Here is a 24,529-nt window from a genome sequence, read left to right as displayed (position 1 = left end):
CACCTGGACCACATCATTCCCTGGCACACCGGCGGCCCGACCACCACGGACAACGCCGCCGGACTCTGCGAAGCCTGCAACCACACCAAAGAAACCCCCGGCTGGAAAGCCCGCCCCAGCCCTGCAGCCGAACTCGGCAACGGCAGGCGCAGCAGGCACACCCTCGAACTCACCACCCCCACCGGCCACACCTACTACTCCACCGCGCCACCCCTGCCCGGATCGCCTGCCGGCGAAGCGAGCGCGGAGTTCCGCCGCCAGCGCCGCGACGAGCGGCACCGCGCGAAGACGCTCAAGCATTTGCGGCCCGCAGGCTCACTGGCGGCCTGAGCGGCCAGGCTCCTCACGAACGGCGCAACTGAAAGTGTGTTGATTTCATGGGAATTTCGACGGGCCAGCGTGGCCGACAGGTTCACAATCCAGGGGTTGCAGCACGAACGTGACGCCATTCCCAGATGCCGGGAAACTTGCACACACGAAAAAGCCGCCCGCCGATCGAAACGATCAGCGGGCGGCTTCAGGGCAACTCGGTTTCAGGGCACCTCGGCTTTGGGACGACTCATCGGCCGGCCATGAGGGTCAGCGGGCGCCGATCTCCTCCGGCTCGGGCTCGCTGTCCGCTGAGGCTGTGGCGGAAGCCGCGGGCCGGAGCTTGGCGCCCTCGACGTCGACGTCCGGCAGGATCCGGTCCAGCCAGCGGGGCAGCCACCACGCCTTGTCGCCGAGCAGGTACATCACGGCCGGAACGATCGTCATGCGGACCACGAACGCGTCCACCAGGACACCGAAGGCCATCGCGAAGCCCAGCGGCCGGACCATATTCAGGTGCGAGAAAATGAAGCCGGCGAACACGCTGACCATGATGATGGCGGCGGCGGTGACCACGGACGCGGCGTGGCTGAACCCGGTGCGGACCGCATGCCTGGCCGATTCGCCGTGCATGAAGGACTCACGCATGCCCGAGGTGATGAACACCTGGTAGTCCATGGCCAGCCCGAACAGCACGCCGATCAGGATGATGGGCAGGAAGCTCAGCACGGCGCCCGGGTTTTCGACGCCGAACACCGTTCCCAGCCAGCCCCACTGGTAGACCGCGACGACGGCTCCGAAGGCGGCCGCGAGCGAGAGCAGGAACCCGCCCGTGGCCAGCAGCGGCACCACGATGGAGCGGAACACGAGCAACAGCAGGATCAGCGACAGCCCGACGACGATGGCCAGGTACGGGGGCAGGGCGTCGCCGAGTTTGGCGGAGACGTCGACGTTGCCGGCGGTCTGCCCCGTGAGGCCGATGCTGACCCCGGTGGATTCCTTGATGCGGTCCTTTTCGGCGCGCAGCTCGGAGACCACCTGGACGGTGCTCGCGCTGGCCGGGCCTTCCCTCGGGATGACCTGGAACACCGCGGTGCGGCGGTCCTCGCTCAGCGCCACCGGGATAGCGGCGGTGACGTTGCCAGTGCCGCGGAGGATGTCGGCGACGTCGAGCTGCTTGGCTGTGGCTTCCTCCGCGCTCAGGCCGGCCGGGAAGTCGCCCACCACCACGATCGGGCCTGTCATGCCTTCGCCGAAGCTGCGGCCGGTGACGTCATAGGCCTTGAACGCCTGCGATTCAACGGGCTCGGACCCGCCGTCGGGCAGCGCCAGCCGCAACTGGCTGGCCGGCAGCGCCACGATGCCCAGCAGCAGGACGCCGGCAAGCAGTGCCAGGACCGGGTGCCGGGTGACGAGTCCGCCCCAGCCCTGTTTGCTGCGGCGTTCGTCGCGGGCACGGTCCGCGCTCTCGTGGCCTGGGGCGGCGTTGTGCTTTTCCGCCTTGGCCCAGACCCGGCGGGAGATGAGCCGGGGCCCGATCAGGGACAGCACGGCGGGGGTGAGGGTCAGGGCGACGACGACGGCGACGGCCACCGTCGCGGCGGCGGACAGGCCCATCACGGCCAGGAAGGGAAGGCCCGGGATGACGAGGGCCGCGAGGGCGATGATGACGGTCAGGCCCGCGAACAGCACCGCGTTGCCGGAGGTGCCGGTGGCGAGGGCGACGGATTCCTCGCCGTCCATGCCGGCCAGGAGCTGGCCGCGGTGACGGTTGACGATGAACAGCGAGTAGTCGATGCCGACGGCGAGGCCCAGCATGAGCGCCAGCATCGGGGAGATGGAGCTCATGTCGACGGCGCCGCTGAGGGCGAAGGTGCCGCCGACGCCCACAGCCACACCGACCAGGGCCATCAGCAGGGGGAGCCCGGCGGCGATCAGGGTTCCCAGCATGATGATGAGCACCAGGGCCGCGATGGCGATACCGAGGATCTCGGAGATGCCGAACAGCTCGGAAACGTCCTCCGTGATTTCCTTGCTGGCCAGGGCGGTCACGCCGGCAGAGGAGACTTCGTGGGCGATGTCCTGGACCTGCTGGCGCACGGCGGGGGCCAGCCCGTTGATCGAGGTCTTGAACTGGACCTGGGCGATTGCCGCGGTGCCGTCCTCGGACACGAACCGCATGCCCTGCGAGGCCTCCAGCTGGCGCTTGGCCAGGGCGAGCTTGGCCGCGCCGGCCTCGAGTTCCTTGGTCCCGGCGTCGAGCTTCTCCTGGCCCGCGGCGAGGGCAGCCTTCTGCTGGCCAAGCTGGGCGTCGATGGCCTCGGCGGACATACCGGCCGCGGTCATCTGCTGCTCGGCGGCGGCCAGCTGGGCCTTGCCAGCGGCCAGCCGGGCGGCCGACGCATCCAGCTGCGCCTGTCCTGCGGATGCCTGCTGCTCGCCGGCGGCAAGGTCCGTGACGGCCTTGTCCAGCTGGGCCTGGGTGGCGAACGGGTCCACGGTGCCTTGAACTTCCGGGAGGGCTTTCAGCTTGGTCAGCGCAGCCGAGACCGCGTCCTTGCCGGCCTGCGTGAACTGGCCGTTCTGCGACTCGAACACGATGCCGGCCGAGCCGCCGGAGGACTTGGGCAGCTCCTGCTTCAGCTTGTCCGCCATCTGCTGGGTTTCAGTGCCGGGGATCTGGAAGTTGTTGGACATGGTGCCGTGGAAGGCCGCGGCCGCGCCGCCGACGGCCACCAGGACGGTGAGCCAGAGGGAGATGACGAGCCATCGGTGGCGGTAGGAGAACTTGCCGAGACGGTAGAGCAACAGGGCCATGTCAGTGCCGATCTGGGGAAGGGGTGGCGGGGGATTGGGACGCGAATCCGGAGCCGAGGAGGCCCATGGAATCGATCAGGAGCTGGCGCAGGACGGACAGGGACTCGGGGGTCAGGTCGCCGCCGCAGCGGGCAAACCAGACATCCATGGCGGCTTTTCCGCACGAGATGACGGAGCCTGCGAGGGCGCGGAGGTAGAGCTCGTCGACGTCGCCGGCCGCCGTCAGCGCAAAGCGTTCGCGGGCGGCGTCGATGATCTGTTCGGTGCAGTGGTCCCAGGCTTCCAGCTCGGAGCGGCTGAGCTGGGGGTTGGTCTGGCCCAGGCTGTAGAGCTCGGCCACCGGTGCCACGGTCATGGGATCGGCCAGTTCAACGAGGGCTGCGCGGGCCGATTCCAGGATGGGCTCGCCTGCCGGGCGGAGCCGGAACTGCTGAAGCGCGGTGTCCAGGAAGCCGAACGTCACCGAGGCGAGCGCCGCCTCGGTGCTGCCGAAGTAGTTGAAGAACGTGCGGCGGGAAATCCCGGCGGCGTCGGCGATGTCCTCCACCGTGAAGTTTCCGGGTCCCCGCCTGCGGAGCAGGTCCATGGCGGCGTCCGTGATTGCCTGCCGGGTAGCGGCCTTATTTAGTTCGCGGCGCGAGGGGACACCGGCATCGCCGGATGCGGCGGCGTGGGCGGCGGAGGGGGAGAGCGATGGGGTCACGCGCTTACACTACGTGCATGTTTGCACTCTGGGCAAGTATTTTCCAAGGGTGGTTGGGCAGGTACGGTCGGCGCTCAAGGCTTGAGCTGGGCTGCCGCGTCGCCGGAATTGGTCAGGTAGATCGACTGGCCCGTTGCCCCGGGCTCACGCTGCGAGAGCGGAATGGCAAAAACGGCGGTGCCATAGGCGCAGATCTCCGTCCAGTTCTGCCCGATCGCCGACGTATCGAAGCGCATGGCGACGATGGCGTTGGCGCCGCGCTGCTCGGCCTCGGCCACCATCCGGGCCATGACATCCTGCCGGCTCTCGTAGAGGGCCCGCGTCATTTCCAGCACCTCGCCGCCGCCCAGGGAACGGAAGCCCGCCATGAGCTGGGCCGTGATGTCCCGGGAACGGACGGTCAGGCCCATGACTTCGCCGAAGACGGCATCGATCCGGTGGCCCGGGATGTCATTCGAAGTGACGATCAGCATGCCCAGAGCCTATCCACCTTTGCCGCCATTTTGCCGCCTTCTTGCCCTCTGGGCGCCTTGCCGGATTCACAGGAAAGTGAAAGCTGGGAAACAGCTATTTCTGCTGGGGCCGGTGCAGACTGGAGGTGCTCGTGGAGCAGCCTTCCCCGGACGAACCATCAGCTTCAAGCGCCGTCACCGTGCGGCAGATCCAGGAGATAGCAGATGACACGCACAACGAAAATCGCGCTAGGCCTCGGGGCGGCGGCCGTGGCAGTGGGCGCAGGGCTCGGGGTGGCCGGGATGGCGTCCGCCACCACGACGCCGACGCCCGCCCCGACACCCAGCTCAAGTGCTCCCGGGAACAACTTCGCCGACGGGCACGGCATGCGCGGTGGACACCGCGGCCACGGCGGTGCGGAGTTCGGCGCCCGCGCCAAGGAACTCGCCGCCAAGCTCGGCGTCGACGAGGCGAAGGTCACCGACGCCCTGAAGACTTTCCGCGAAGCCAACAGGCCGGCCACCCCGCCGGCCCCAGGGCAGAAGCCGGACCGCGTCGCAATGGAGAAGGCCCTGGCCGCGTCCCTGGCGAAGTCGCTCGGCATCGATGAAGCCAAGGTCACTGCTGCCCTGGAGGAAATGCGTACCGCGGAACAGGCCAATCACGCCGCGGCATTGAAGCCCCGTCTGGACCAGGCCGTTAAGGACGGCACCCTGACTCAGGCAGAAGCGGACGCCGTCACCAAGGCCGCCGAAAAGGGTGTGATCGGCGGACGTTAGGCCCGTGCGGACCTGGGCCGAGGCCGGTTAGAGCCGAAGCCGGTTAACCAGAGAAGCCCCCGGGGATTCCCGGGGACTTCTCTGGTGGACACTCGTTCTGTTCTTACGCCCTGGCGTCAGCCAGTTCCCGCTCGTCCCGACCCGCCGCGGGAGCCGCGGCGGCGGAGGGGTCGGCGGCGGTGCCATCGGCGTCGTCGATGTCGTCGCTAAACGGATCGCCGTTCCGCGGCGCGTTGTACAGCGTTTCGTCCAGGATGCCTTGGCGCTTGGCCACGATCGCCGGGATCAATGCTTGCCCGGCCACGTTGACGGCGGTGCGTCCCATGTCCAGGATCGGGTCGATGGCCAGCAGCAGGCCGACGCCGGCCAGCGGCAGACCCAGCGTGGAGAGCGTCAGCGTCAGCATCACGACGGCGCCCGTGGTGCCGGCGGTCGCGGCCGAGCCGAGCACGGACACCAGCGCGATCAGCAGGTACTGGGTGAAGTCGAGCTGGATGCCGAAGAACTGGGCCACGAAGATCGCCGCCACGGCCGGGTAGATCGCCGCGCAGCCGTCCATCTTGGTGGTCGCGCCGAGCGGCACCGCGAAGGAGGCGTAGGCGCGGGGAACACCCAGGCTCCGTTCGGTCACGCGCTGGGTCAGCGGCAGGGTGCCGATCGAGGAGCGGGAGACGAAGGCGAGCTGCACGGCCGGCCACACGCCGGAGAAGTACTGCTTGATGGACAGTCCATGGCTGCGGATCAGCACGGGGTAGACAACGAACAGCACGAGCGCCAGGCCGATGTAGATCGCCACGGTGAACTTGCCCAGCGAGCCGATGGTGTCCCAGCCGTAGACGGCCACGGCGTTGCCGATCAGGCCGATCGTGCCCAGCGGCGCGATCCGGATGATCCACCAGAGGACCTTCTGTATGACGGCGAGGGCGGAGGCGTTCAGGGCCAGGAACGGTTCGGCCGCCTTGCCCACTTTCAGCGCGGCGATGCCGACGGCGATCGCGATCACCAGGATCTGGAGGACGTTGAAGCTCACGGCGGTGGTGGCGACGCCGTCAGTGACGGTGGTGGTCGCGCCGAGGCCCAGGAAGTTCTTCGGGAACAGCCCGGTCAGGAAGGCCCACCAGTCGCCGGACTTGCCGGCGTACTTCGCTTCCTGGTTGATGCCGGTTCCGGCGCCGGGCTGCAGCAGCACGCCCAGGCCGATGCCGATCAGCACCGCGATCAGCGAGGTGATCGCGAACCAGAGCAGCGTGTTCCAGGCCAGCCGGGCGGCGTTGGAAACGGCGCGCAGGTTGGAGATTGAGCTGACGACGGCGGTGAAGATCAGCGGGACCACGGCGGTCTGCAGCAGCGAGACGTAGCTCGAGCCGATGGTCTGCAGCGTGGTGCCGAGGGCGTTGGGGTTGGCCTTGGTGCTGCCGGTGTACTTGGCCAGCAGGCCAAGGCCCAGGCCGACAATCAGGGCGGCGATGATCTGGAAGCCGAACGAGCCGGCCCATTTGGGCAGCTGGAACCCGGTCTTTCCAGCGGGTGCGGGGGTGCTTGTCTGAGTGGTCACCGGAACACGCTAGGACCGTTGCCAATAGCATGACGAACGGATGTTGAGAAATGTTACGGCGTCACTGGTGGCCCCGCGCCGCGGAATGCCCGGGATTTCCGCGCGGGAAGGGGCTTTTGTGAAGTTATTCCGGCCAGCGGTGTGGCGATTGTCTCGTCACCGGCCGGCCCGGCCGCCCGGTGACGCGCGAGATGACAGTTCGCGGCAATGCTCCGGGGAGCCACTGCCGCGAACGGCCTTCTCGACGACCCCGGGAAGCCCGCTTACCCCAGCAGCGCGCGGTTGAGGGTGTCCAGGCCCACCGAGCCGATGTTCAGGGCCTTCGTGTGGAAGGCCTTGAGGTCGAAGCCGGGGCGGGACTCCAGCTCTTCCCGGATCTGCTCCCAGAGCCGCTGGCCCACCTTGTAGGACGGAGCCTGTCCCGGCCAGCCCAGGTAGCGGGTGAACTCGAACTTCAGCTGCCCCTCACTGATCGGCAGGTTGGCGCGGAGGAAGTCAAAGCCCTTCTCCGAGGTCCAGATGCCGCTGCCCCAGCGCTCGGGGACTTCGAGTTCCAGGTGCACGCCGATGTCGAACACCACGCGGGCGGCACGCATGCGCTGCATGTCCAGCATGCCCATGTGGTCGCCCGGATCATTGAGGTAGCCTAGCTCCTGCATGAGCTTCTCCGCATAGAGCGCCCAGCCTTCGCCATGGCCCGAGGTCCAGCACACACTGCGGCGCCACTTGTTCAGCAGCTCCCGACGGTAGGTGGCGGTGGCGACCTGGAGGTGGTGGCCGGGCACGCCCTCGTGGTACACGGTGGTGGTTTCGGCCCAGGTGGTGAAGGTGTCTTCACCGGCCGGCACGGACCACCACATCCGGCCCGGGCGGCTGAAGTCCTCCGAGGGTCCCGTGTAGTAGATGCCGCCTTCATCGGTGGGCGCGATCCGGCACTCCAGCGTTTTCATGACGTCCGGGATCTCGAAGTGGACCCCGGCAAGCTCCGCGACGGCTTTGTCGGACAGTTCCTGCATCCAGGCCTGGAGGGCGTCGGTGCCCTTCAGCTGGCGGGCGGGATCGTTGTTGAGGATCTCTTTGGCTTCCTCCACCGTGGCGCCGGGCCGGATTTCGCCGGCCACCCGTTCCTGTTCGGCGATGAGGCGGTCGAGTTCCTGGACACCCCACTCGTAGGTCTCCTCCAGGTCCACGGTGGCGCCGAGGAAGTCCCGGGAGGCCAGGGCGTAGCGGGCGCGGCCCACAGCGTCCTTGGCCGGGGCAACGGGCAGGAGCTCGGACTCGAGGAAACCTGCGAGCCGGGAGTACGCCACCCGGGCGGCTGCCGCGCCGGTGTCGAGCCGGGACTGCAGTTCCGCCGGGAGCGGGCCGTCCGCGGTTTTGGCGCCGGCGGCCAGTTTGGCGAAGAAGCCGTCGTCCGCGGCGTGCTTGGTGGCCTGCTCGATCACGATCGAAACCTGGCGGGCCGCGGCCACCTTGCCGTCCTGCATCGCCGAACGCAGCGACTCGATGTAGCCGTCGATTGCCGCGGTGACATTGTGGGCCCGGCCGGCGATGTGCTCCCACTGCGCGGCGGTATCCGTCGGCATGAGGTCAAAGATCGCGCGGATGTCCTGGGACGGGGAGGCGATGTTGTTCAGATCGGCCGTGGCCCAGCCCGATTCGTGGATTTCCAGCTGCAGGCCCAGCCGCTCGCGCATGGCGTCGAGCGTGACGGCGTCGACGTCGTCAACCGGCGCCAGCCCGTCCAGCGCCGCGAGTGCCTCGCGGGCGGCGGCCGCAAATTCCTCGTGGCCGGCGGGGGAGAAGTCCTGGTACTCCGTCTCGTGCCCGGGCAAGCCGAGTTCGGTGGCGAAGCTCGGGTTAAGCCGGATCAGGGTGTCCGTGTAGGCGTCGGCGACGGCGTCAATGGCCGTCTGCTGGCGCGCGGGGGCAGTGTTGTCTGAGGCGATGGTTTCGGTAGTCACCCGACGAGACTAGCCCGGCCGCCGTGGTTATGAAAGAGTCGCTGAACTTTTTCACGCGCAACTTTCCTGTGCAGGTTTCGACTGCGGGCCGGCCCTGCCAGGACGCTGAACCGCGTCGGCTCAGCCCAGGCTGCGGCGCCAGGCCTGCGGCCCGGGCCTGGGCGCGAGCCGAAGCTGCTGCCGGCGGACCCAGTGCCGCACGCCGGGGCCTTCCGGTGCCGCCTGCTGGGTCTGCCCCAGGGACAGTACGACGGCGGTCAACGCCGCCAGCTCTTCCGGCGTCGGCTCGCCCTTCACGACAGCAAGCAGAGGTGGGTCTGGAGTCTCAGGGCCTGTTAGGGGCCCGGCCTGAGCTTGCGAGGGCTGGGAGCCGGTGGGTGGGCCCACGCCGGCGAGGGGCCCGGCGTGAGCTTGCGAGGGCTGGGAGCCGGTGGATGGGCCCACGCCGGCGAGGGGCCCGGCGTGAGCTTGCGAGGGCTGGGAGCCGGTGGGGATCATAGCGGGATGTTCCCGTGCTTCTTGGCGGGCAGGGCGGCCCGCTTGTCCCGGAGGGCGCGCAGGCCCTTGATGATCTGCAGCCGGGTCTCGGACGGTGCGATGACGGCGTCCACGTAGCCGAGCTGGGCGGCCTGGTAGGGGTTGAGCAGCTCTTCCTCGTACTGGCGGATCACCTCGGCGCGCTTGGCCTCGACGTCGCCGCCGTCCTCCGCCACCGCGGCGAGTTCGCGGCGGTACAGGATGTTCACGGCACCCTGGGCGCCCATGACGCCGATCTGGGCGGTGGGCCACGCGAGGTTGAGGTCCGCACCGAGCTTCTTGGAGCCCATCACGATGTAGGCCCCGCCGTAGGCCTTGCGGGTGATCACGGTCAGCTTGGGCACGGTGGCCTCGGCATACGCGTAGAGCAGCTTGGCGCCGCGGCGGATGATGCCCTGGAACTCCTGGTCCTTGCCCGGCAGGAAGCCTGGCACGTCCACGAGAGTGATGATGGGGATGTTGAAGGCATCGCAGTGACGGACGAAGCGGGCGGCCTTTTCCGAGGCCGCAATGTCCAGGGTGCCGGCGAACTGCATGGGCTGGTTGGCCACGATGCCCACCGTGTGGCCCTCGACCCGGCCGTAGCCGATGATCACGTTCGGGGCATAGAGGGACTGCATCTCCAGGAAGTGGGCGTCGTCAACAATCTGTTCGATGACCTTGCGCATGTCGTACGGCTGGTTGGCCGAGTCCGGGATCAGCGCGTCCAGGGCGAGGTCGTCGTCGTCGACCTCCAGTTCCTGCTGGTGTTCCAGCACCGGGGCCTCGGCGAGGTTGTTGGAGGGCAGGAAGTCGAGCAGTTCGCGGACAAATTCGACGGCGTCGGCCTCGTCGGAGGCCAGGTAAGTCGAGGTGCCGGTGTTGGCGTTGTGCTGCCGCGCGCCTCCGAGGGTTTCCATGTCCACGTCTTCGCCGGTCACCGTCTTGATGACGTCCGGGCCGGTAATGAACATGTGCGAGGTCTTGTCCACCATGACGACGTAGTCGGTCAGGGCGGGGGAGTAGGCTGCGCCGCCGGCGGAGGGGCCCATGATCAGCGAGATCTGCGGGACGACACCGGAGGCGTGGACGTTGTTGCGGAAGATGTCCGCGAACATCGCCAGGGAGGCGACACCCTCCTGGATGCGGGCACCGCCGCCGTCGAGGATGCCGACCACGGGGCAGCCGTTGCGCAGCGCGAACTCCTGGACCTTGACGATCTTTTCGCCGTTGACCTGGCTCAGCGAGCCGCCGTAGACGGAGAAATCCTGGCTGTAGACAGCGACCGGGCGGCCGTCCACGGTGCCGTAGCCGGAGACGAGGCCGTCGCCGAGGGGCTTCTTCTTCTCCATGCCGAACGCGGTGGAGCGGTGCACGGCCAGCGCGTCGAATTCGACGAAGGAGCCGGCATCCAGCAACAGGTCGATGCGCTCGCGGGCGGTGTTCTTGCCGCGCGCGTGCTGCTTGGCGATCGCTTCCGGGCCGGAGGGCTGTTCGGCACGGGCCTGGCGGTCGCGGAAATCTGCAATCTTTCCCGCAGTCGTGGTCAGATCGTGGCTCATCAAGTTTCTCCGGCTCTGTCGCAAGGGTTGTACGGCGCCCGTCGCGTGGGGTCCTTTGGATGGGATCCACAAAAGCAGGGCTCTGCTGGCAAGTCTAGTGACGGTATTGGCCGGTGCCGCTGTAGGGAACCTACAATTTTCCCGCCGCGAAGCTCCGTCACCGCTTTGTTACCCGTCAGTAACATTGGTCGGCTAGAGTGTGGGCATGACTTCAAGCAACGATGCTTCGGGCACCGCCGCAGGGCCGTACCAGGCCGCCGGTTCCCTCCAGGGCCGCACTGTCCTCATCTCCGGGGGAAGCCGTGGCATCGGCCTGGCCATCGCGCTCCGCGCAGCCCGGGACGGCGCCAACATCGTCCTGATGGCTAAGACCGGACAGCCCCACGCCAGGCTGGAGGGCACGGTTTATACCGCCGCCGAACAGATCGAGGCCGCCGGCGGCCAGGCCCTGCCGCTGGTCGGCGACGTGCGCAACGACGCCGACGTCGCCGGTGCAGTCGGCGCCGCCGTGGACCGCTTTGGCGGGATCGACGTCGTCATCAACAATGCGTCGGCGATTGACCTCTCCACCACCGACGACGTGGACATGAAGCGCTACGACCTCATGCAGGACATCAACGTGCGCGGGACGTTCCTGCTCTCGAAGTTGGCGCTGCCGGCCCTGCGCGCCTCCGGGTCCGGGCACATCCTCACCCTCTCCCCGCCCCTGAACCTGGATCCGAAGTGGGCCGGCCTGCACCTGGCCTACACCATGGCCAAATACGGCATGAGCCTGACCACGCTGGGGCTGGCCGAGGAGCTCAAGGCCGATGGCGTCGCCGTGAACTCGCTCTGGCCGTGTACCTTGATCGACACCGCGGCAATCCGCAACATGCCCGGCGGCGACATGATCGTCAAGGGCGCCCGCAGCCCCGAAATCATGGCCGACGCCGCCCACGCCGTGCTGACCGGCGGCAACGCGGTCCCCGCCCACGGCAGCCGGAGCGGCAACTTCTACACCGATGAACAGGTCCTCGCGGCGGCAGGGGTGACGGACTTCAGCCCGTACAGCCTCGGCGCGCCGGAGGCCGAGCTGGTCCCGGACATCTTCCTCTGAACTTGCTGGGTGTTTTGCGGCCGTCGGCCCCGCGGAATTTCCCCTCATTTGGGGGCCGGGTGCCGCAATCAGCGGTGTGTCCGGCCGACCCGCCGGACATCCCGGCCACAGGCGGGGAGTTTCGGCGGAGGCATGTGAGGCAGGTGGCAGGGGCCCCGGTGCGCTTTCCTCGGTAGGATTCAAGGATGGAACCCGCGCAGGAAACCCCGGACCGTCCGCCCCTGGACCTGAGCGCCCTCAGCGATGAGGCGTTCCTTTCCGCCAACGGAATTCCGCGCCTGACGGTGCTCGAGTCCACCGGCTCCACCAACGCCGATCTACTCCGCGGGGTGACCGAGGATCCCGGCGCGTGGCCGGACCTGTCAGTGCTGACCGCCGAGTACCAGAGCGACGCGCGCGGCCGGCTGGACCGCCGGTGGGAGGCGCCGGCCCGCAGCGCGGTCTCCGTCTCCCTGGTGCTCCTGCCGGTCAACGGGGCCGGCCGGCCGCTGCCGACCCACAGGTACTCCTGGCTCTCCCTCCTGGCCGCCCTCGCCCTGCGTGAGGCCCTGACGGAAACAGCAGGCCTTCCGGCGGAACTCAAATGGCCCAACGACGTCCTGGTCCGGGGCCGGAAAATCGCCGGCATCCTGGCCCAGCTCGGCCCGCTCGGCGCCGGCGGCGCGCCGCCGGTCATCCTCGGCACCGGCCTGAACGTCACGCTGACGGAGCCCGAACTCCCCGTTCCCACTGCCACCTCCGTGCTGCTGGAGAATCCGGACACAGTGGACCGGACGGAGCTCCTGAAGAGCTACCTGTCCCGCTTCGCCACCCTCTACCGGAGTTTCTGCAACGCCGACGGCGACCCCACCGCCGGCCTGGCCGGCGGCCCGTCGCTGCACAAACGCGTGGAGCACTTCCTCTCAACCCTCGGCAAGCAGGTTCGGGCCCAACTCCCGGGCGACCACGAGATCATTGGCCACGCGACGCGCCTGGACGAATACGGCTCACTCCTGGTGGTCGATGCCGCGGGCCATGAACATGTGGTGACCGCCGGCGACGTCGTGCACCTGAGGCCGTGGAACCCGGCTGGGACCGGCGGCCGGGGCAACGGCAGCGGCGGAGCAGAAAGCGGCTATGCGTAGAGTGCTCCTGCCGGGAGAGCAAGTGATTGTGGTGACCCGGCCCCAGCCCAGGATGCTCATTGTCCCGGCGCTGATGTTCGTTGTGGTGTCGGCCTTGGCCGCGTACGCCTGCGCCTGGGTTGTCAAGGGCGGCCCGGCGCGGCTCATCCCACTCATCCCGAAAGAGTGGACGCCCTGGCTGGTCGCCGTGTGCCTGGCGCTGGCGGCGTGGGTGCTGCTGGGCTATTGCCTCCCGCGGGTCATTGCGTGGCACGCCACCCGCTACATCCTCACCAGCCAGCGCATAGTTGCCCGCTACGGCATGTTACGGCGGCGCGATGAACAGGTCCCCCTCGCCGCCGTCCGCCATGTGGCCATTGAGCAATCCTTGTTGCAGCGCCTATTGCACTCCGGGAATATATCCTTGGAGACCGGGTACCCGCTTGGAACGGTAGTCCCCGATGTCCCGGAGGTCGCGACATTCCGTAATTTCCTGCTGGACGCCATCGACGACCTCCCGCAGGGCGAGGCGTCCGGCGCCGATGGCATGACCTACAACCCGGGCGAGGCCTGGCCGTGGGAGACGAAAGAAGGTGGAAGAGATGAACGCTGAGAACGTCCACCAGGACATCGATCTCGCTGCCCCGGATTTGCCCCGGGATCCCGAGGATGCCGCCGGTTCGGCTGCCGCCGACAGTGACGCCGGGACCGCCTTCGGCACCGAGGCAGGCGCGCTCATCGAACCAGAATTCGAACCCGCCAAACCAGAACTCGAGCCCGAACTTGAAGCCGCCGAAGCTGAACCCGTGGCCCCTCCCACCGGCACGATGTCCGCTGAACGGCTCGCTGCCAAGGCCCTGGAAGCGCGGCTTCTGGGCGGGGAGCGCAAGCTTCGGCGTCGTGAAGTCGCCGCCGGTGCAGGGCTCTCGCTGCTCTCTGCCCGGAAACTTTGGCGCGCCCTGGGTTTTCCGAACCTCGGGGATGAAGATGTCGCCTTCACCGAGCGTGACCAGGCCGCCCTGTCCACCATCGTGGACCTGGTGCGCGACGGCAAGCTCACCGAAGAAGCCGCAATCTCCATCACCCGGGCCATCGGCCAGATGACCGACCGGATGGTGGTGTGGCAGATCGAGGCCCTCGTGGAGGACATGGTTCAGGAACAGGGCGTGACTGACGCCGTTGCCCGCAAGCGGCTCGTCAGCGAGTTGCCGAACCTGATCGACCCCCTCGAGGAAATGCTCACCTACTCCTGGCGCCGCCAGCTCAACGCCGCTGTGCAGCGCTTGGCCGTTCGGGCCGAAGCCGGACTGCAGTCCAGCGAAGAGGGCCGCGAGGGCGATGAGGACGATGCCCCCCTGCCGTTGGCCCGGGCCGTTGGCTTCGCCGACCTTGTCTCCTACACCAGCCTGTCCCGCCGGATGAACGAGAAGACGCTCGCCCAGCTGGTGCAGCGCTTCGAGAACAAGTGCGCCGAAATCATCTCGGTCGGCGGCGGCCGGCTGGTCAAGACCGTCGGCGACGAAGTCCTGTATATTGCCGAGACTCCGGCGGCGGGAGCCGAGATTTCCCTGGCGCTCTCCCGCGCTTTCACTGACGACGAGATCCTGCCCCAGGCCCGTGTGGCCATGGTCTGGGGCCGCATCCTCTCCCGCCTCGGCGACATCTACGGACCCACTGTCAACCTCGCCGCCCGCCTGACGGCCCTCGCGGACCCGGGAACCGTGCTGGTGGATTCGATGACGGCGGCCGCGCTGGAGCAGGACGAACGCTTCGTCCTGGTGCCCCGGCCGGCCGAGGACGTCCGCGGGTTCGGTGAAATCCACCCGGTGCAGCTGCTGCCCGGCAGCGGCCGGGGCCTGGTCCTGGACTGAACGCCGGACCAGCCCGGCGGTAGCCGGTGGCGGGCTTCTCAGCGGTAGGCCGTGGCGGGCTTCTCAGCTGAGCGGCGCATATGCAATAGTCGGACCGGCAGTTGCGATCCGGCCGGGTTGTGAACGCCGTCAACCCCCGCGCACCGGTGAAGCCGCGCACCACTGTATTGAGGACCGCCATGAACCCATCGCCAGACGCCCCCATCCCGCCGTCGGACGGAAAACAGGGACCGCGGCTGCGCTGCGGGTACGGCACGGACCGGGGACTGCGCCGCGAGGCGAACGAGGACGCCTTCATTGCCACGGACCCCGTCTTCGCCGTGGCGGACGGCATGGGCGGCCACGAAGCCGGCGAAGTCGCCAGCGGCATCTGCGTGCGCACCCTGGCCGAGCTGCCGCAGTTCAAGACCGGCAGCCGGGATGCGACGGCGGACATCCTGCAGGAGTACCTGCTCATGGCCGATGCGGGCATCCGTCACGCCACCGGATCGCGCGCCGGAACCACCCTGTCCGGTGTTGTGGTGGTGGAACAAGAGGACGTTCCGTACTGGCTTGTCCTCAACATCGGGGACTCCCGCACGTACCGGTACAGCCACGGCCGGCTCGCCCAGATCAGCGTGGACCATTCCGAGGTCCAGGAACTCCTCGACACCGGCCAGATCACCGAGGCCGAGGCCGCCGTGTACCCCCGCCGGCACGTTGTGACCCGGGCGCTGGGAACCGGGGATGACTCCGAGGCCGACTTCTGGCTGGTTCCCCTTGAAGACGGCGACCGGATGCTGGTCTGCTCCGACGGCCTCAATGGCGAACTCAGCGATGAGAAGATCGCCGGCATCCTCGCGGCCGAGGCCGACCCCCAGGGGGCCGTGGACGAACTGATCCAGGCGGCCTTGCGCAGCGGCGGCCGGGACAACATCACGGCGATCGTGGTCGACGCCCGGACTGCAAACGGGGACGAGCCCGCCTGACCTCACGGTCAGCGTCAGACCCGCTGCGGAAGCGGACCCCTGACCGGACCCTGGACCGGACCCCTGACCGGACCCTGGACCGGACCCCTGACCGGACAATGTCGGTGATCTAGGGCAGGATAGGTCTGTGAGCACAGGGAAGACCGCAGCAGAGACCGCAGCAGGGACTGAAGAAGCAGCCGAAGCAGGCCCCGGACACGTCACGGATCCTCAAGGCCCCGCGGGGGAGCAGGTCCCCTCCGGGGACATCCGCGCGGAGTATGAGGACCTTGTGGAACAGGTCCGCAAGCACCGCTTTGCCTACTACCAGCAGGACGCGCCGATCATCTCCGACGCCGAGTTCGACGAGCTCTACCGGCGGCTGGAAACCCTCGAAGCCATGCATCCGGAACTGGTGGCCAACGATTCGCCCACGCAGGAAGTCGGCGGAGAGGTGTCAGCGGCGTTTGCCGCCGTGCAGCACCTGCAGCGCATGTACAGCCTGGAGGATGTCTTCTCGCTCGAGGAGCTGGAGGCCTGGATGGTCAAGGCCGAGGCGGGCGTCGCCAAGCTCGGCAACGGCGGGAACCCGCCGTCGTGGCTCACCGAACTGAAGATCGACGGCCTGGCCGTCAACCTGCTCTACCGCGACGGGGCCCTGGTCCGGGCCGCAACCCGAGGGGACGGCACCACCGGCGAGGACATCACGCACAACGTCCTGACCATCAAGGAAATCCCGCAGCAGCTCAGCGGTACCGGCTTCCCGGCGGAGATGGAAGTCCGCGGCGAAGTCTTCATCCCCTCGCAGGCCTTCGCGGAATTCAACGAAGCCCTGATCGAGGCCGGCAAGGCGCCGCTGGCCAACCCCCGCAACGCCGCCGCAGGTTCGCTGCGGCAGAAGGACCCCGCGGAAACCGCCAAGCGGCCGCTGCGGATGTACGTCCACGGCATCGGCGCCCGCGAGGGTCTCGACACTGCCAGCCAGTCCGAGACCTACCGCAGGCTCGCCGAGTGGGGCCTGCCCACGAGCCCGTATTTCGAGGTCCTGGCCGGGCTGGCCGACGTGCTGGAATTCATCAAACGCTACGGCGACAAACGGCACAGCCTCACCCACGAGATCGACGGCATTGTGGTCAAGGTGGACGACTTCGCCACCCAGCGGGCCCTGGGCTACACCACCCGGGTGCCGCGCTGGGCCGTGGCCTACAAGTACCCGCCCGAAGAGGTCCACACCAAGCTGCTCGACATCGCCGTCAACGTCGGCCGCACCGGCCGGGTCACCCCGTACGGCGTGATGGAACCGGTGAAGGTCGCGGGCTCCACCGTGGAAATGGCCACCCTGCACAACCAGGAGGTGGTCAAGGCCAAGGGCGTGAAGATCGGCGACATCGTGGTGCTGCGCAAAGCCGGAGACGTGATTCCGGAAATTGTGGGCCCGGTGCTGGCGCTGCGGGACCAGCAGGACCCTCCCGTCCGCGACTTCATCATGCCCACCGAATGCCCCGCCTGCGGCACGCCGCTCGCCCCCGGGAAGGAAGGGGACGTGGACATCCGCTGCCCCAACTCCCGGTCCTGCCCGGCGCAGCTGCGCGAACGCGTCTTCCACCTTGCCGGCCGCGGCGCCTTCGACATCGAGGCCCTCGGTTGGGAAGCCGCCATCGCACTGACCCAGCCGGCCGAGCCCGCAGAGCCGCCGCTGACCACCGAGGCGACCCTGTTCGACCTCACTCCGGAGCAGCTCGCGGACGTCCGTGTCCGCCGGGAGAAGCGCTCCAAGGGCGTCGGCACCGGGGAATTCGAGCTGGTGCCCTACTTCTTCACCAAGGCCACCACCAAGACCCCGTCCAAGCCCACGGCCACGACGGACAAGCTCTTCCGGGAGCTGGAAAAAGCGAAATCCCAGCCGCTGTGGCGGATCCTGGTGGCGTTGTCCATCCGGCACGTCGGCCCGCGGGCCTCACGCGCCCTCGCCACCGCGTTCGGCAGCATGGACGCCATCCGGCAGGCCTCCGAGGAGGAGCTCGCCCACGTCGACGGCGTGGGCCCGGTCATCGCCCAGGCGCTGACCGAATGGTTCGCCGAGGACTGGCACCGCGACATCGTGGACCGCTGGGCGGACGCCGGCGTCCGGATGGCGGACGAACGCGACGAGTCGACGCCCAGGACACTGGAGGGGCTGACCGTGGTGGTGACCGGGAGTCTCGAGGGCTTCAGCCGCGATGAGGCCAAGGAAGCCATCCTGATCCGCGGCGGCAAGGCGGCCGGATCGGTGTCGAAGAACACCAGCTACGTGGTGGCGGGCGAGAACGCCGGCACCAAACTGGACAAGGCCGAACAGCTCGGCGTCCCGGTCCTGGATGAGGACGGCTTCCGCGCCCTGCTGGCGAACGGGCCGGCCGGCACCGGGGCAGACGGCAGAGCAGAGAGCGTGCAGGGCAGCAGCGCGGACGGCAGCCCAGACAGAGTCCAGGCGCCGGCCGACGACAGCGGGGCCCCCGGCGCCGGGGTTGCGGCGGCCGAATGAGTTCGCACTCCGCGGGTTCTCCCGCACCTGGTATTCCGGGGCTGCTCGAACTGGCCAAGTCGGCCGCGGCGGCGGGGGCCGCGGTCCTGGCCACCCGGAAAACCGCGGCCCTGGACGTCAGCAACAAAGGCGACTCAGGAGACTGGGTGACCGCCTTCGACCTCGCCGCCGAAGCCGCCGTCCGGGACGTCATCACCGCAGCCCGGCCGTGGGACATCATCACGGGAGAGGAAGGCGGCACCGTCCTGCCGGCGGAGCCCAGCGGCTACCGCTGGTCCATCGACCCGCTCGATGGCACCACGAATTTCATCCGCAACATCGTCTACTACGCCACCTCCGTGGCGGTGGCCGACGCCGACGGCGTCTGGCTGGCCGGCGTCGTCAGCGCACCGGCGCTGGGACGCACCTACTACGCGTCCCGCGGCGAGGGCGCCTGGCTCCAGGAGCACGGCCAGGTGACCGCCCTGTTCGGCCCGGTCCCCGGACGGACCGGCCAGATCCTGGCCACGGGCTTCAGCTACGATCCCGGCGTCCGGGCGGAACAGGCCGCAGGCCTCGGCAGCCTGATGGACGGCTTCGCCGACATGCGCCGGCTCGGGTCCGCCGCACTGGACCTGTGCCTCGTGGCGGACGGCACGCACGACGCCTTCGGTGAGCGCGGGCTCAACGAACACGACTTCGCCGCCGGGGCCCTGATCGCCGAGGAGGCAGGCTGCTGGGTGCGCCGGCCGCGGCTCACCAGCCCCCTGGCCGGCGGCCCGTCCGACGACGAGCGCCTGGCCGCATGGACGTGCGCCGGACCGCTGGAACTCTCCGGCAAGTTCCCGCTCTAAAGTCGTCCAGCCGGGCCGGCTCCCAGCTGGAGTGATACGCCTGGCAGATTGGCCTTAGTGATAGTTCAGTCACGGAAACGGCCTTTCCGGGCACGGCCCGGGCCGGGCGACCGTACCATTGACAGGTGCCTTCGCAGATCCTCATTCGCCCCGCCGTTCCGGCCGACTTCGACGCCATAGCGCGCATCACCCGGGACGCCTACCTGGCGGCGGGTTACTTTGAGAGCGCCGACCACCCGTACATGCAGCAGATCCAGAACGTCGGGCAGCGCGCGGCGGCCGCGACGGTCTGGGTCGCCGAGCGTGAGGGCCGGATCCTCGGCTCCGTGACGCTGGCGGTCGCCGGCGAGCCCTACGCGGACATCGCCTTCAGCGACGAGCTCGAGTTCAGGATGCTCGTGGTGGACCCCTCCGTGCAGCGCAGCGGTGCCGGCAAGGCCATGGTCCAGGCCATCATCGAGCACGCCAGGGCCCTTCCCGGTATCCACGCCGTGGCCCTCACCACGGGCGAGAGCTGGGAAAGCGCCCACGGCCTCTACCAGAAGACCGGCTTCCTCCGGGCTCCGGAGCGCGACTGGCTCGTGCCGGGCACGGACATCAAACTGCTCGTTTACCGCCAGGAACTCTAGCTGTACTAGTTGGCGCCGAGGCCCCACGCAGGCCCGCCGACACAAAACAACCCGGTTTGGCGGGCCGGGCGCCCGGCGCCCTACAGTTGTGCCGATCCCTGCGGCAAACTGCGAAAGGCCCACCATGCGCAAGACCTTCGGCACCGGCTCCACCTGGGAACAGACCCTCGGTTATTCCCGGGCTGTCCAGGTGGACAACACCCTCTACATCTCCGCGACCGCCGCCAGCGGCGAGGACGGAATCGTGGGCGAGGACTTCTACGCCCAGACCAGCTACATCCTGCAGAAGCTCGGCGCAGTGCTGGCCGAGGCCGGCTTCGGCTTCGAGGACGTGGTGCAGTCCAAGCTGTACCTGACGGATATCGGCCAGTGGGAAGAGGCCGGCCGGGCCCACGGCGAGGTCTTCGGCGACATCCGCCCCACGCTCTCCCTCGTTCACGTGCTGCCGTTCCTGGATCCCAGGATGCTCGTCGAGATCGAACTCGTCGCCCAGAAGAGCGCCACCTAGAAACCTGCCTGGGGTCACCTGGACTCTGGCGGAACGTCCGGACTCGGAGTAAGACTGGCGCATGACCAAGGCGCCCGGGCCGGGGCCCGGCAGGGTACCCCTCATCGGCCAGTTCCGCTCCTACGACCGTTCGTGGCTGCGCGGCGATCTGATCGCCGGGGTCACCGTCGCGGCCCTGATAGTCCCGAAAAACCTGGGGTACGCCGGCATCGCCGGGATACCGCTGCAGAACGGCCTCTACGCCGCGGCCGCCGGAGCCATCGTGTACGCGATCTTCGGCACCTGCCGGCAGATCTCGATGGGCCCCAGCTCGGGCCTGGCGGCAGTGGCCGCCAGCGCCGTGCTCGCGGCGGGCATCACAGGAGAGCAGGACGTCGCCTCCTTCGTTGCGGGAATCACCCTCGCCTCCGGGATCCTGTTCCTGTTCCTTGCCGTCCTCAAGATGGGCTGGATCGCGCAGTTCCTCTCCAAGGCCGTGGTCACCGGCTTCCTCTTCGGCGCGGCGATCGACGTCGTGATCGGGGAGCTCCCCAAGCTCACCGGGACCGAGGTCACCGGCTCGAACCCCATCCAGGAGCTGTGGTCGTGGCTGGGGACCCTGGGGGAGGCGCACGTGGCGACCGTGGTGGTTGGCGTCATCGCACTGGCCGTGGTCTTCGGACTCAAAGCGATCGCCCCCGGAGTCCCCGGCGCCCTGGTCCTGGTGGTGGGGGGACTGGCGGCGGAGGCGCTGTTCGATCTTGGGGCCAAGGGGGTGGCCCTTGTGGGGGACGTCCCGCGGGGGCTTCCCTCGCTGCAGGTCCCGGACGGCCAGCTGATGTGGGACCACATCGGCACCGTGGCCCTCGCGGCGGTGGCACTCGTCCTGATCGGCTTCTCCCAGACCGCCGGGGATGCCCGGGCGTTCGCGGCCAAACACCGCTACCAGATCGACATCAACCAGGAATCCATTGCCCAGTCAATGGCCAACATCGCCTCGGGACTCTTCAAGGGGATGCCCGTCTCGACGAGCCTGTCCGCGAGCTCGCTGAACGACCACTCGGGGGCGAAGACCGGCCTGGCCTCCCTTACCTCGGGGATCACCGTGCTGCTCACGCTGCTCTTCCTGGCGCCGCTGTTCTCGATCCTCCCCAAGCCGGTCCTGGCGGCGCTGATTATCGAGGCCGTCGTCATGGGGATGATGAACGTCCCCGAGATGCGGCGGCTGGCGCGCGTGCAGAAGTTCGACTTCTGGATTGCGGTCGCGGCGATCATAGGGACCCTTATCTTCGGCGTGCTGGCGGGCGTCGTCATCGGGATCGGCCTCTCGCTCATCTGGCTCGTCCGGGTGGCCACCCACCCGGAGATGCCCGCCCTCGGCCGCGAGCCCGGAACCCAGGTCTTCCGTGACGCCGGCGAGCATCCCGGCGACGAGACCGTTCCCGGCATTGCCGTGATCCGGTTCGACGGCGGCCTGTTCTTCGCCACGGCCGATGCACTGGAGGACCGCCTGCGCGACGTCATCCAGTCGACGCCGGGGCTCACCGGGATCGTGCTCGACTGCGGCGGGATCAACTTCGTCGACTCGCAGGGGGCGGCAAAGGTGGCGGACATCGTCACCCTCGCCCGGGAGTCCGGGGTCAACCTGCGCCTGACCCGGCTGAAGCCCGCGGTCCGGGCGGTCCTGGAGCGGGACGGCGTGATCGAGCGCATCGGGTCGGGCATGATCCACGGCAACATCCACCGGGCCGTGCAGGCGGAGCAGGCGGCGGCACAGAAGGAGCCCGACGGCGCCTAGGTTGCCCTCGCTGTTTGTGCCGAGGCGCCTAGTGGCCGGCCGGAGCGGGGATTCCGTAACGGTGCTCGGGCCGCCCGGTAGTGCCGTAGCGCAGCTGGATGTCGACGGCGCCGTCGTCCGCCAGCGCGGACAGATACCGCTGGGCGGTGGCCCGGGACACGCCCACCCGGGCGGCGACGTCGGCGGCCGAATACTGCTCGCCCGGCACCAGGGAGTCCAGCACCGCGGCCTCGGTGGCGGAGCGCGGACGCGCGGAGGCGACGACGTCGCCCGGGATCAGGGCGCGCTTGGCGCGCTCCACCGTCTCCTGGCTGACGGACCCCGGCTGGGCCAGGATCCGGCGGTAGCGTGCATAAGAGCGCAACTGCTGCGAGAGCGATTCGGCCGTGAACGGCTTGAGCAGGTAGCCCAGTGCCCCGCGGCGGAACGCGAGGCGCAGCGAGGCCGTGTCCGAGGCCGCGCTGAGGATCACTGTATCGACGTCCAGCTGGTGCAGCAGGTCCAGGCCCGAAGCGTCCGGCAGGTAGACGTCCAGCAGCACCAGGTCCGGGCGCAGGCTGTGGATGGCCTGCAGTGCCTGGGACGCCGAGCCGGCCGGCGGCAGCGCCAGGAAACCGGCCACCGAATCCACATAGGCGGCATGCAGCTTGGCGACGTGGAAATCATCATCGACAATCAGCACCCTGAAATCCTCAGACATCATTGTCCTCCCGGCGTGTTTCGGTGGCTCGCAGCTCAGTGGTTGTAGGTTCGGTGGTTCCCGGCAAGGTTGGCCCCGGTTCGGTGGTTCCCGGCAGCGTGGCGACGAAAACGGCACCCGGGCCGCCGGGGGAGCCGGCTTCGAGCACCCGCACGTCTCCGCCGCGGCGGCGCGCGAGCTGCCGTGACAGCGCCAGGCCCAGGCCGTGCCCGGCGCCAGGGCGCGCCGGCCGGACCGCGGTCGTGTAGCCTTCCGCGAAGACCGCCTCCGCCTCGGCGGCGGTCATTCCGGCGCCCAGGCCGTCGCCGGAATCGGCGACCACAATGTGAAGTGTGCCGGCGCCTCCGTTGATGCCCGGTTCGTCCAGCACTTCGACTTCCACCCAGCGCTCGGCCGCGGAACCGGCGACGGCGGCGTTCACGGCGTTGTCGATCAGGTTCCCCAAGACCGTGGTGACGTCCTGGGGCTCGGTAACGTGCCCTCGGACCACCGATTCCGGGCCGAGCCGGAGGCTCACGCCGCGCTCGTCCGCCTCGACGCCCTTGGCACCGAGGAAGGCCTGCAGGTAGGGATCCTGGAGCAGCTCGGCCTGGTCCACGGGGAACGCCAGCGGCCCGGTGCCGGCCAGTTTGGCGAGATAGTCCTGGGCCTGCTGGGGCTGGCCGATGCTCATGAAACCGGCGATCGTGTGCAGCTGGTTGGCAAACTCGTGGCGCTGGGCCCGCAATGCCGCGGACATGGTGCCGACGGCGTCGAGCTGGCGGGTCAGCTGCTGCAGCTCGGTCCGGTCCCGCAGCATCACCACCCAGCCCAGATCCTCGCGGCCGTGCAGGGCCTTGCGGGCGCTCACCACCAGTACCCGGCCGCCGGCCACGAGTTCGACCGCCTCACCCTCGGCCGCATCGGCCCGGGTCAGGGCCTTGAGCTGCTCCGGGACCGGCGCGTCGGCCCAGGCCGTGCCTGCGAGGTCGGGGACACCGAGCAGCCGCTGGGCGGCGGCGTTGAAAACGCTGACCCTGCCGTCGGCGGAAACGCCGATCACGCCGTCGTCGACGCCCTGCAACACGGCCACCTGATCGTGCACCAGGGTGCTGATCTCCTCGGGTTCAAGCCCGAGGGTCAGCCGCTGCAGCCGCCGCCGCAGCAGGAAGGAGGCGAGCACGCCGGCCAGCAGCGCGCCGGCGGCCGTGACGGCGATGGGGATGATGTCGCGGGCCAGGCTTTGGCTGATCGTCTCGGTGGAGTAGCCCACGCTCACCTCGCCCACCACCGCCGTCGAGTCCGGGGCGTAGACCGGGACCTTGGCGCCGGCGGACGGGCCCAGCGTGCCCGTGTTCCGCGTGGTGACCTCCCGGCCCGCGAGGGCGTCCGAGGGGTCGGTACTGACCTTTTCGCCCAGCCGCTCCGCGTCCGGGTGCGCCAGCCGGATGCCGGTCTCGTCCGTGATGACCACGAACAGGGCCCCGGTGCGGGTGCGGGCACCCTCCGCGGCGGCCATCAACGGACCGGCCAACAGCTCGGCGGCCGGGGGAGCGGAGGGAAGGGCGCTGATGGCCTGGACCTCTGCCCGCACGGAGGGGTCCGAGGCCACGGTCCGGGCCAGGGTCAGCGCCTGGTTCTCCGCCTCGCGGCCCAGCCGGTCGTAGCTCAGCCAAGCGTGGACGGCGCTGCTCAGCAGCACCACCAGCGCCACGACGCCGAGCTGCAGCAACAGTGTCTGGGTCGAAAAGCGCAAGGCCGGCAGAGCTGTGCGGCGCTTCATCGGGCTCCTGCCTGGGGTTGGAACGGACGTGAGCAAAATGCGCAAAATGCATCCAATAAGCAGTATGCCAATCAATTGAGCCAAAGGCCCAGTCGTGACGGGCGCCACTCTAACGTCTGTA

21 protein-coding genes are annotated in these 24,529 nt (G+C 68.8%); 12 read left to right on the top strand and 9 right to left on the bottom strand.

Annotated features, from left to right (window positions below; all coding sequences use genetic code 11):
• On the top strand, nt 1-330 hold a 330-nt coding region (locus B5X90_RS07675), incomplete at its 5' end, for an HNH endonuclease (protein WP_143264684.1).
• A gap of 249 nt (nt 331-579) precedes the next feature.
• On the opposite strand, the gene B5X90_RS07670 is transcribed toward B5X90_RS07675, so the two are convergent.
• The 3 genes from B5X90_RS07670 to B5X90_RS07660 form a co-directional block, all read right to left on the bottom strand.
• Nucleotides 580-3,126: an MMPL family transporter gene (locus B5X90_RS07670; RefSeq protein ID WP_079551571.1), complete on the bottom strand. Its 2,547-nt coding sequence runs from the start codon at nt 3,124-3,126 to the stop codon at nt 580-582.
• Nucleotide 3,127: 1 nt separating this feature from the next.
• Complete coding sequence (locus B5X90_RS07665) at nt 3,128-3,829, bottom strand: TetR/AcrR family transcriptional regulator (RefSeq protein ID WP_079551569.1); 702 nt, start codon at nt 3,827-3,829, stop codon at nt 3,128-3,130.
• Between the two features lie 74 nt (nt 3,830-3,903).
• Nucleotides 3,904-4,302, bottom strand: coding sequence for a YbjQ family protein (locus tag B5X90_RS07660; protein WP_079551566.1), 399 nt, complete (start codon nt 4,300-4,302; stop codon nt 3,904-3,906).
• A gap of 204 nt (nt 4,303-4,506) precedes the next feature.
• On the opposite strand from B5X90_RS07660, the gene B5X90_RS07655 reads away from it, so the two are divergent.
• Nucleotides 4,507-5,061 (top strand): Clp protease N-terminal domain-containing protein, encoded by a 555-nt coding sequence (locus tag B5X90_RS07655; RefSeq protein WP_079551563.1) that lies wholly within the window; start codon nt 4,507-4,509, stop codon nt 5,059-5,061.
• Between the two features lie 103 nt (nt 5,062-5,164).
• Here B5X90_RS07655 and B5X90_RS07650 read toward each other — a convergent pair whose 3' ends face one another.
• The 4 genes from B5X90_RS07650 to B5X90_RS07635 all read right to left on the bottom strand — a co-directional run bounded on the left by B5X90_RS07650 (nt 5,165) and on the right by B5X90_RS07635 (nt 10,658).
• Complete coding sequence (locus B5X90_RS07650; RefSeq protein WP_079551560.1) at nt 5,165-6,616, bottom strand: dicarboxylate/amino acid:cation symporter; 1,452 nt, start codon at nt 6,614-6,616, stop codon at nt 5,165-5,167.
• Between the two features lie 263 nt (nt 6,617-6,879).
• Complete coding sequence (locus tag B5X90_RS07645) at nt 6,880-8,580, bottom strand: DUF885 domain-containing protein (protein WP_372702876.1); 1,701 nt, start codon at nt 8,578-8,580, stop codon at nt 6,880-6,882.
• A 120-nt stretch (nt 8,581-8,700) separates the two neighbouring features.
• Nucleotides 8,701-8,889 carry an acyl-CoA carboxylase subunit epsilon gene (locus B5X90_RS07640; RefSeq protein ID WP_256860118.1) on the bottom strand — a complete coding sequence of 63 codons (189 nt, stop codon included), beginning with the start codon at nt 8,887-8,889 and terminating at the stop codon, nt 8,701-8,703.
• Nucleotides 8,890-9,074: 185 nt separating this feature from the next.
• A complete protein-coding gene (locus B5X90_RS07635) occupies nt 9,075-10,658 on the bottom strand; it encodes an acyl-CoA carboxylase subunit beta (RefSeq protein WP_079551557.1) in 1,584 nt (527 codons plus the stop codon).
• Between the two features lie 205 nt (nt 10,659-10,863).
• On the opposite strand from B5X90_RS07635, the gene B5X90_RS07630 reads away from it, so the two are divergent.
• The 10 genes from B5X90_RS07630 (at nt 10,864) to B5X90_RS07585 (ending at nt 21,946) form a co-directional block, all read left to right on the top strand.
• Complete coding sequence (locus B5X90_RS07630; protein WP_079551554.1) at nt 10,864-11,754, top strand: SDR family oxidoreductase; 891 nt, start codon at nt 10,864-10,866, stop codon at nt 11,752-11,754.
• A gap of 185 nt (nt 11,755-11,939) precedes the next feature.
• Nucleotides 11,940-12,878: a biotin--[acetyl-CoA-carboxylase] ligase gene (locus B5X90_RS07625; RefSeq protein WP_079551552.1), complete on the top strand. Its 939-nt coding sequence runs from the start codon at nt 11,940-11,942 to the stop codon at nt 12,876-12,878.
• The gene (locus B5X90_RS07620) at nt 12,871-13,470 is read left to right on the top strand and encodes a PH domain-containing protein (protein WP_079551550.1); all 600 of its coding nucleotides are present in this window, start codon (nt 12,871-12,873) and stop codon (nt 13,468-13,470) included. The genes B5X90_RS07625 and B5X90_RS07620 overlap by 8 nt, the downstream gene beginning before the upstream one ends.
• Nucleotides 13,460-14,728, top strand: a complete 1,269-nt coding sequence (locus B5X90_RS07615; protein WP_143264679.1) for an adenylate/guanylate cyclase domain-containing protein — start codon at nt 13,460-13,462, stop codon at nt 14,726-14,728. Before B5X90_RS07620 ends, B5X90_RS07615 begins: the two co-directional genes overlap by 11 nt.
• Before the next feature lie 179 nt (nt 14,729-14,907).
• Entirely contained in the window at nt 14,908-15,696 is a 789-nt protein-coding gene (locus tag B5X90_RS07610) for a PP2C family protein-serine/threonine phosphatase (protein WP_079551548.1), read from the top strand.
• 247 nt (nt 15,697-15,943) lie between these two features.
• On the top strand, nt 15,944-18,199 hold the full coding sequence (gene ligA / locus B5X90_RS07605; RefSeq protein WP_079551730.1) for an NAD-dependent DNA ligase LigA: 2,256 nt from the start codon (nt 15,944-15,946) through the stop codon (nt 18,197-18,199).
• Complete coding sequence (locus tag B5X90_RS07600; protein WP_079551546.1) at nt 18,196-19,032, top strand: inositol monophosphatase family protein; 837 nt, start codon at nt 18,196-18,198, stop codon at nt 19,030-19,032. The genes ligA and B5X90_RS07600 overlap by 4 nt, the downstream gene beginning before the upstream one ends.
• Nucleotides 19,033-19,157: 125 nt before the next feature.
• Nucleotides 19,158-19,661 carry a GNAT family N-acetyltransferase gene (locus B5X90_RS07595; protein ID WP_018774599.1) on the top strand — a complete coding sequence of 168 codons (504 nt, stop codon included), beginning with the start codon at nt 19,158-19,160 and terminating at the stop codon, nt 19,659-19,661.
• A 124-nt stretch (nt 19,662-19,785) separates the two neighbouring features.
• Complete coding sequence (locus tag B5X90_RS07590) at nt 19,786-20,169, top strand: RidA family protein (RefSeq protein ID WP_079551544.1); 384 nt, start codon at nt 19,786-19,788, stop codon at nt 20,167-20,169.
• Nucleotides 20,170-20,230: 61 nt separating this feature from the next.
• A complete protein-coding gene (locus tag B5X90_RS07585; protein WP_079551542.1) occupies nt 20,231-21,946 on the top strand; it encodes a SulP family inorganic anion transporter in 1,716 nt (571 codons plus the stop codon).
• Nucleotides 21,947-21,974: 28 nt separating this feature from the next.
• Here B5X90_RS07585 and B5X90_RS07580 read toward each other — a convergent pair whose 3' ends face one another.
• Together B5X90_RS07580 and B5X90_RS07575 are read right to left on the bottom strand one after the other, a co-directional pair.
• On the bottom strand, nt 21,975-22,646 hold the full coding sequence (locus tag B5X90_RS07580; protein ID WP_079551539.1) for a response regulator: 672 nt from the start codon (nt 22,644-22,646) through the stop codon (nt 21,975-21,977).
• Nucleotides 22,639-24,408, bottom strand: a complete 1,770-nt coding sequence (locus B5X90_RS07575) for a sensor histidine kinase (protein WP_079551537.1) — start codon at nt 24,406-24,408, stop codon at nt 22,639-22,641. The genes B5X90_RS07580 and B5X90_RS07575 overlap by 8 nt, the downstream gene beginning before the upstream one ends.
• Nucleotides 24,409-24,529 lie beyond the last annotated feature (121 nt).

Source organism: Arthrobacter sp. 49Tsu3.1M3 (genome assembly GCF_900168135.1).
Taxonomy (GTDB): Bacteria; Actinomycetota; Actinomycetes; order Actinomycetales; family Micrococcaceae; genus Arthrobacter.
The sequence above is the reverse complement of the archived record's forward strand: the minus strand, read 5'-3'. Positions and strand labels throughout refer to the sequence as shown.

Coding starts and splice junctions, on each gene's coding strand:
- B5X90_RS07635 (WP_079551557.1), bottom strand. CDS start 10,658: ATGAGCCACGATCTGACCACGACTGCGGGAAAGATTGCAGATTTCCGC.
- B5X90_RS07615 (WP_143264679.1), top strand. CDS start 13,460: ATGAACGCTGAGAACGTCCACCAGGACATCGATCTCGCTGCCCCGGAT.
- B5X90_RS07610 (WP_079551548.1), top strand. CDS start 14,908: ATGAACCCATCGCCAGACGCCCCCATCCCGCCGTCGGACGGAAAACAG.
- B5X90_RS07575 (WP_079551537.1), bottom strand. CDS start 24,408: ATGAAGCGCCGCACAGCTCTGCCGGCCTTGCGCTTTTCGACCCAGACA.
- B5X90_RS07600 (WP_079551546.1), top strand. CDS start 18,196: ATGAGTTCGCACTCCGCGGGTTCTCCCGCACCTGGTATTCCGGGGCTG.
- B5X90_RS07670 (WP_079551571.1), bottom strand. CDS start 3,126: ATGGCCCTGTTGCTCTACCGTCTCGGCAAGTTCTCCTACCGCCACCGA.
- B5X90_RS07630 (WP_079551554.1), top strand. CDS start 10,864: ATGACTTCAAGCAACGATGCTTCGGGCACCGCCGCAGGGCCGTACCAG.
- B5X90_RS07590 (WP_079551544.1), top strand. CDS start 19,786: ATGCGCAAGACCTTCGGCACCGGCTCCACCTGGGAACAGACCCTCGGT.
- B5X90_RS07620 (WP_079551550.1), top strand. CDS start 12,871: ATGCGTAGAGTGCTCCTGCCGGGAGAGCAAGTGATTGTGGTGACCCGG.
- B5X90_RS07625 (WP_079551552.1), top strand. CDS start 11,940: ATGGAACCCGCGCAGGAAACCCCGGACCGTCCGCCCCTGGACCTGAGC.
- B5X90_RS07660 (WP_079551566.1), bottom strand. CDS start 4,302: ATGCTGATCGTCACTTCGAATGACATCCCGGGCCACCGGATCGATGCC.
- B5X90_RS07655 (WP_079551563.1), top strand. CDS start 4,507: ATGACACGCACAACGAAAATCGCGCTAGGCCTCGGGGCGGCGGCCGTG.
- B5X90_RS07585 (WP_079551542.1), top strand. CDS start 20,231: ATGACCAAGGCGCCCGGGCCGGGGCCCGGCAGGGTACCCCTCATCGGC.
- B5X90_RS07580 (WP_079551539.1), bottom strand. CDS start 22,646: ATGTCTGAGGATTTCAGGGTGCTGATTGTCGATGATGATTTCCACGTC.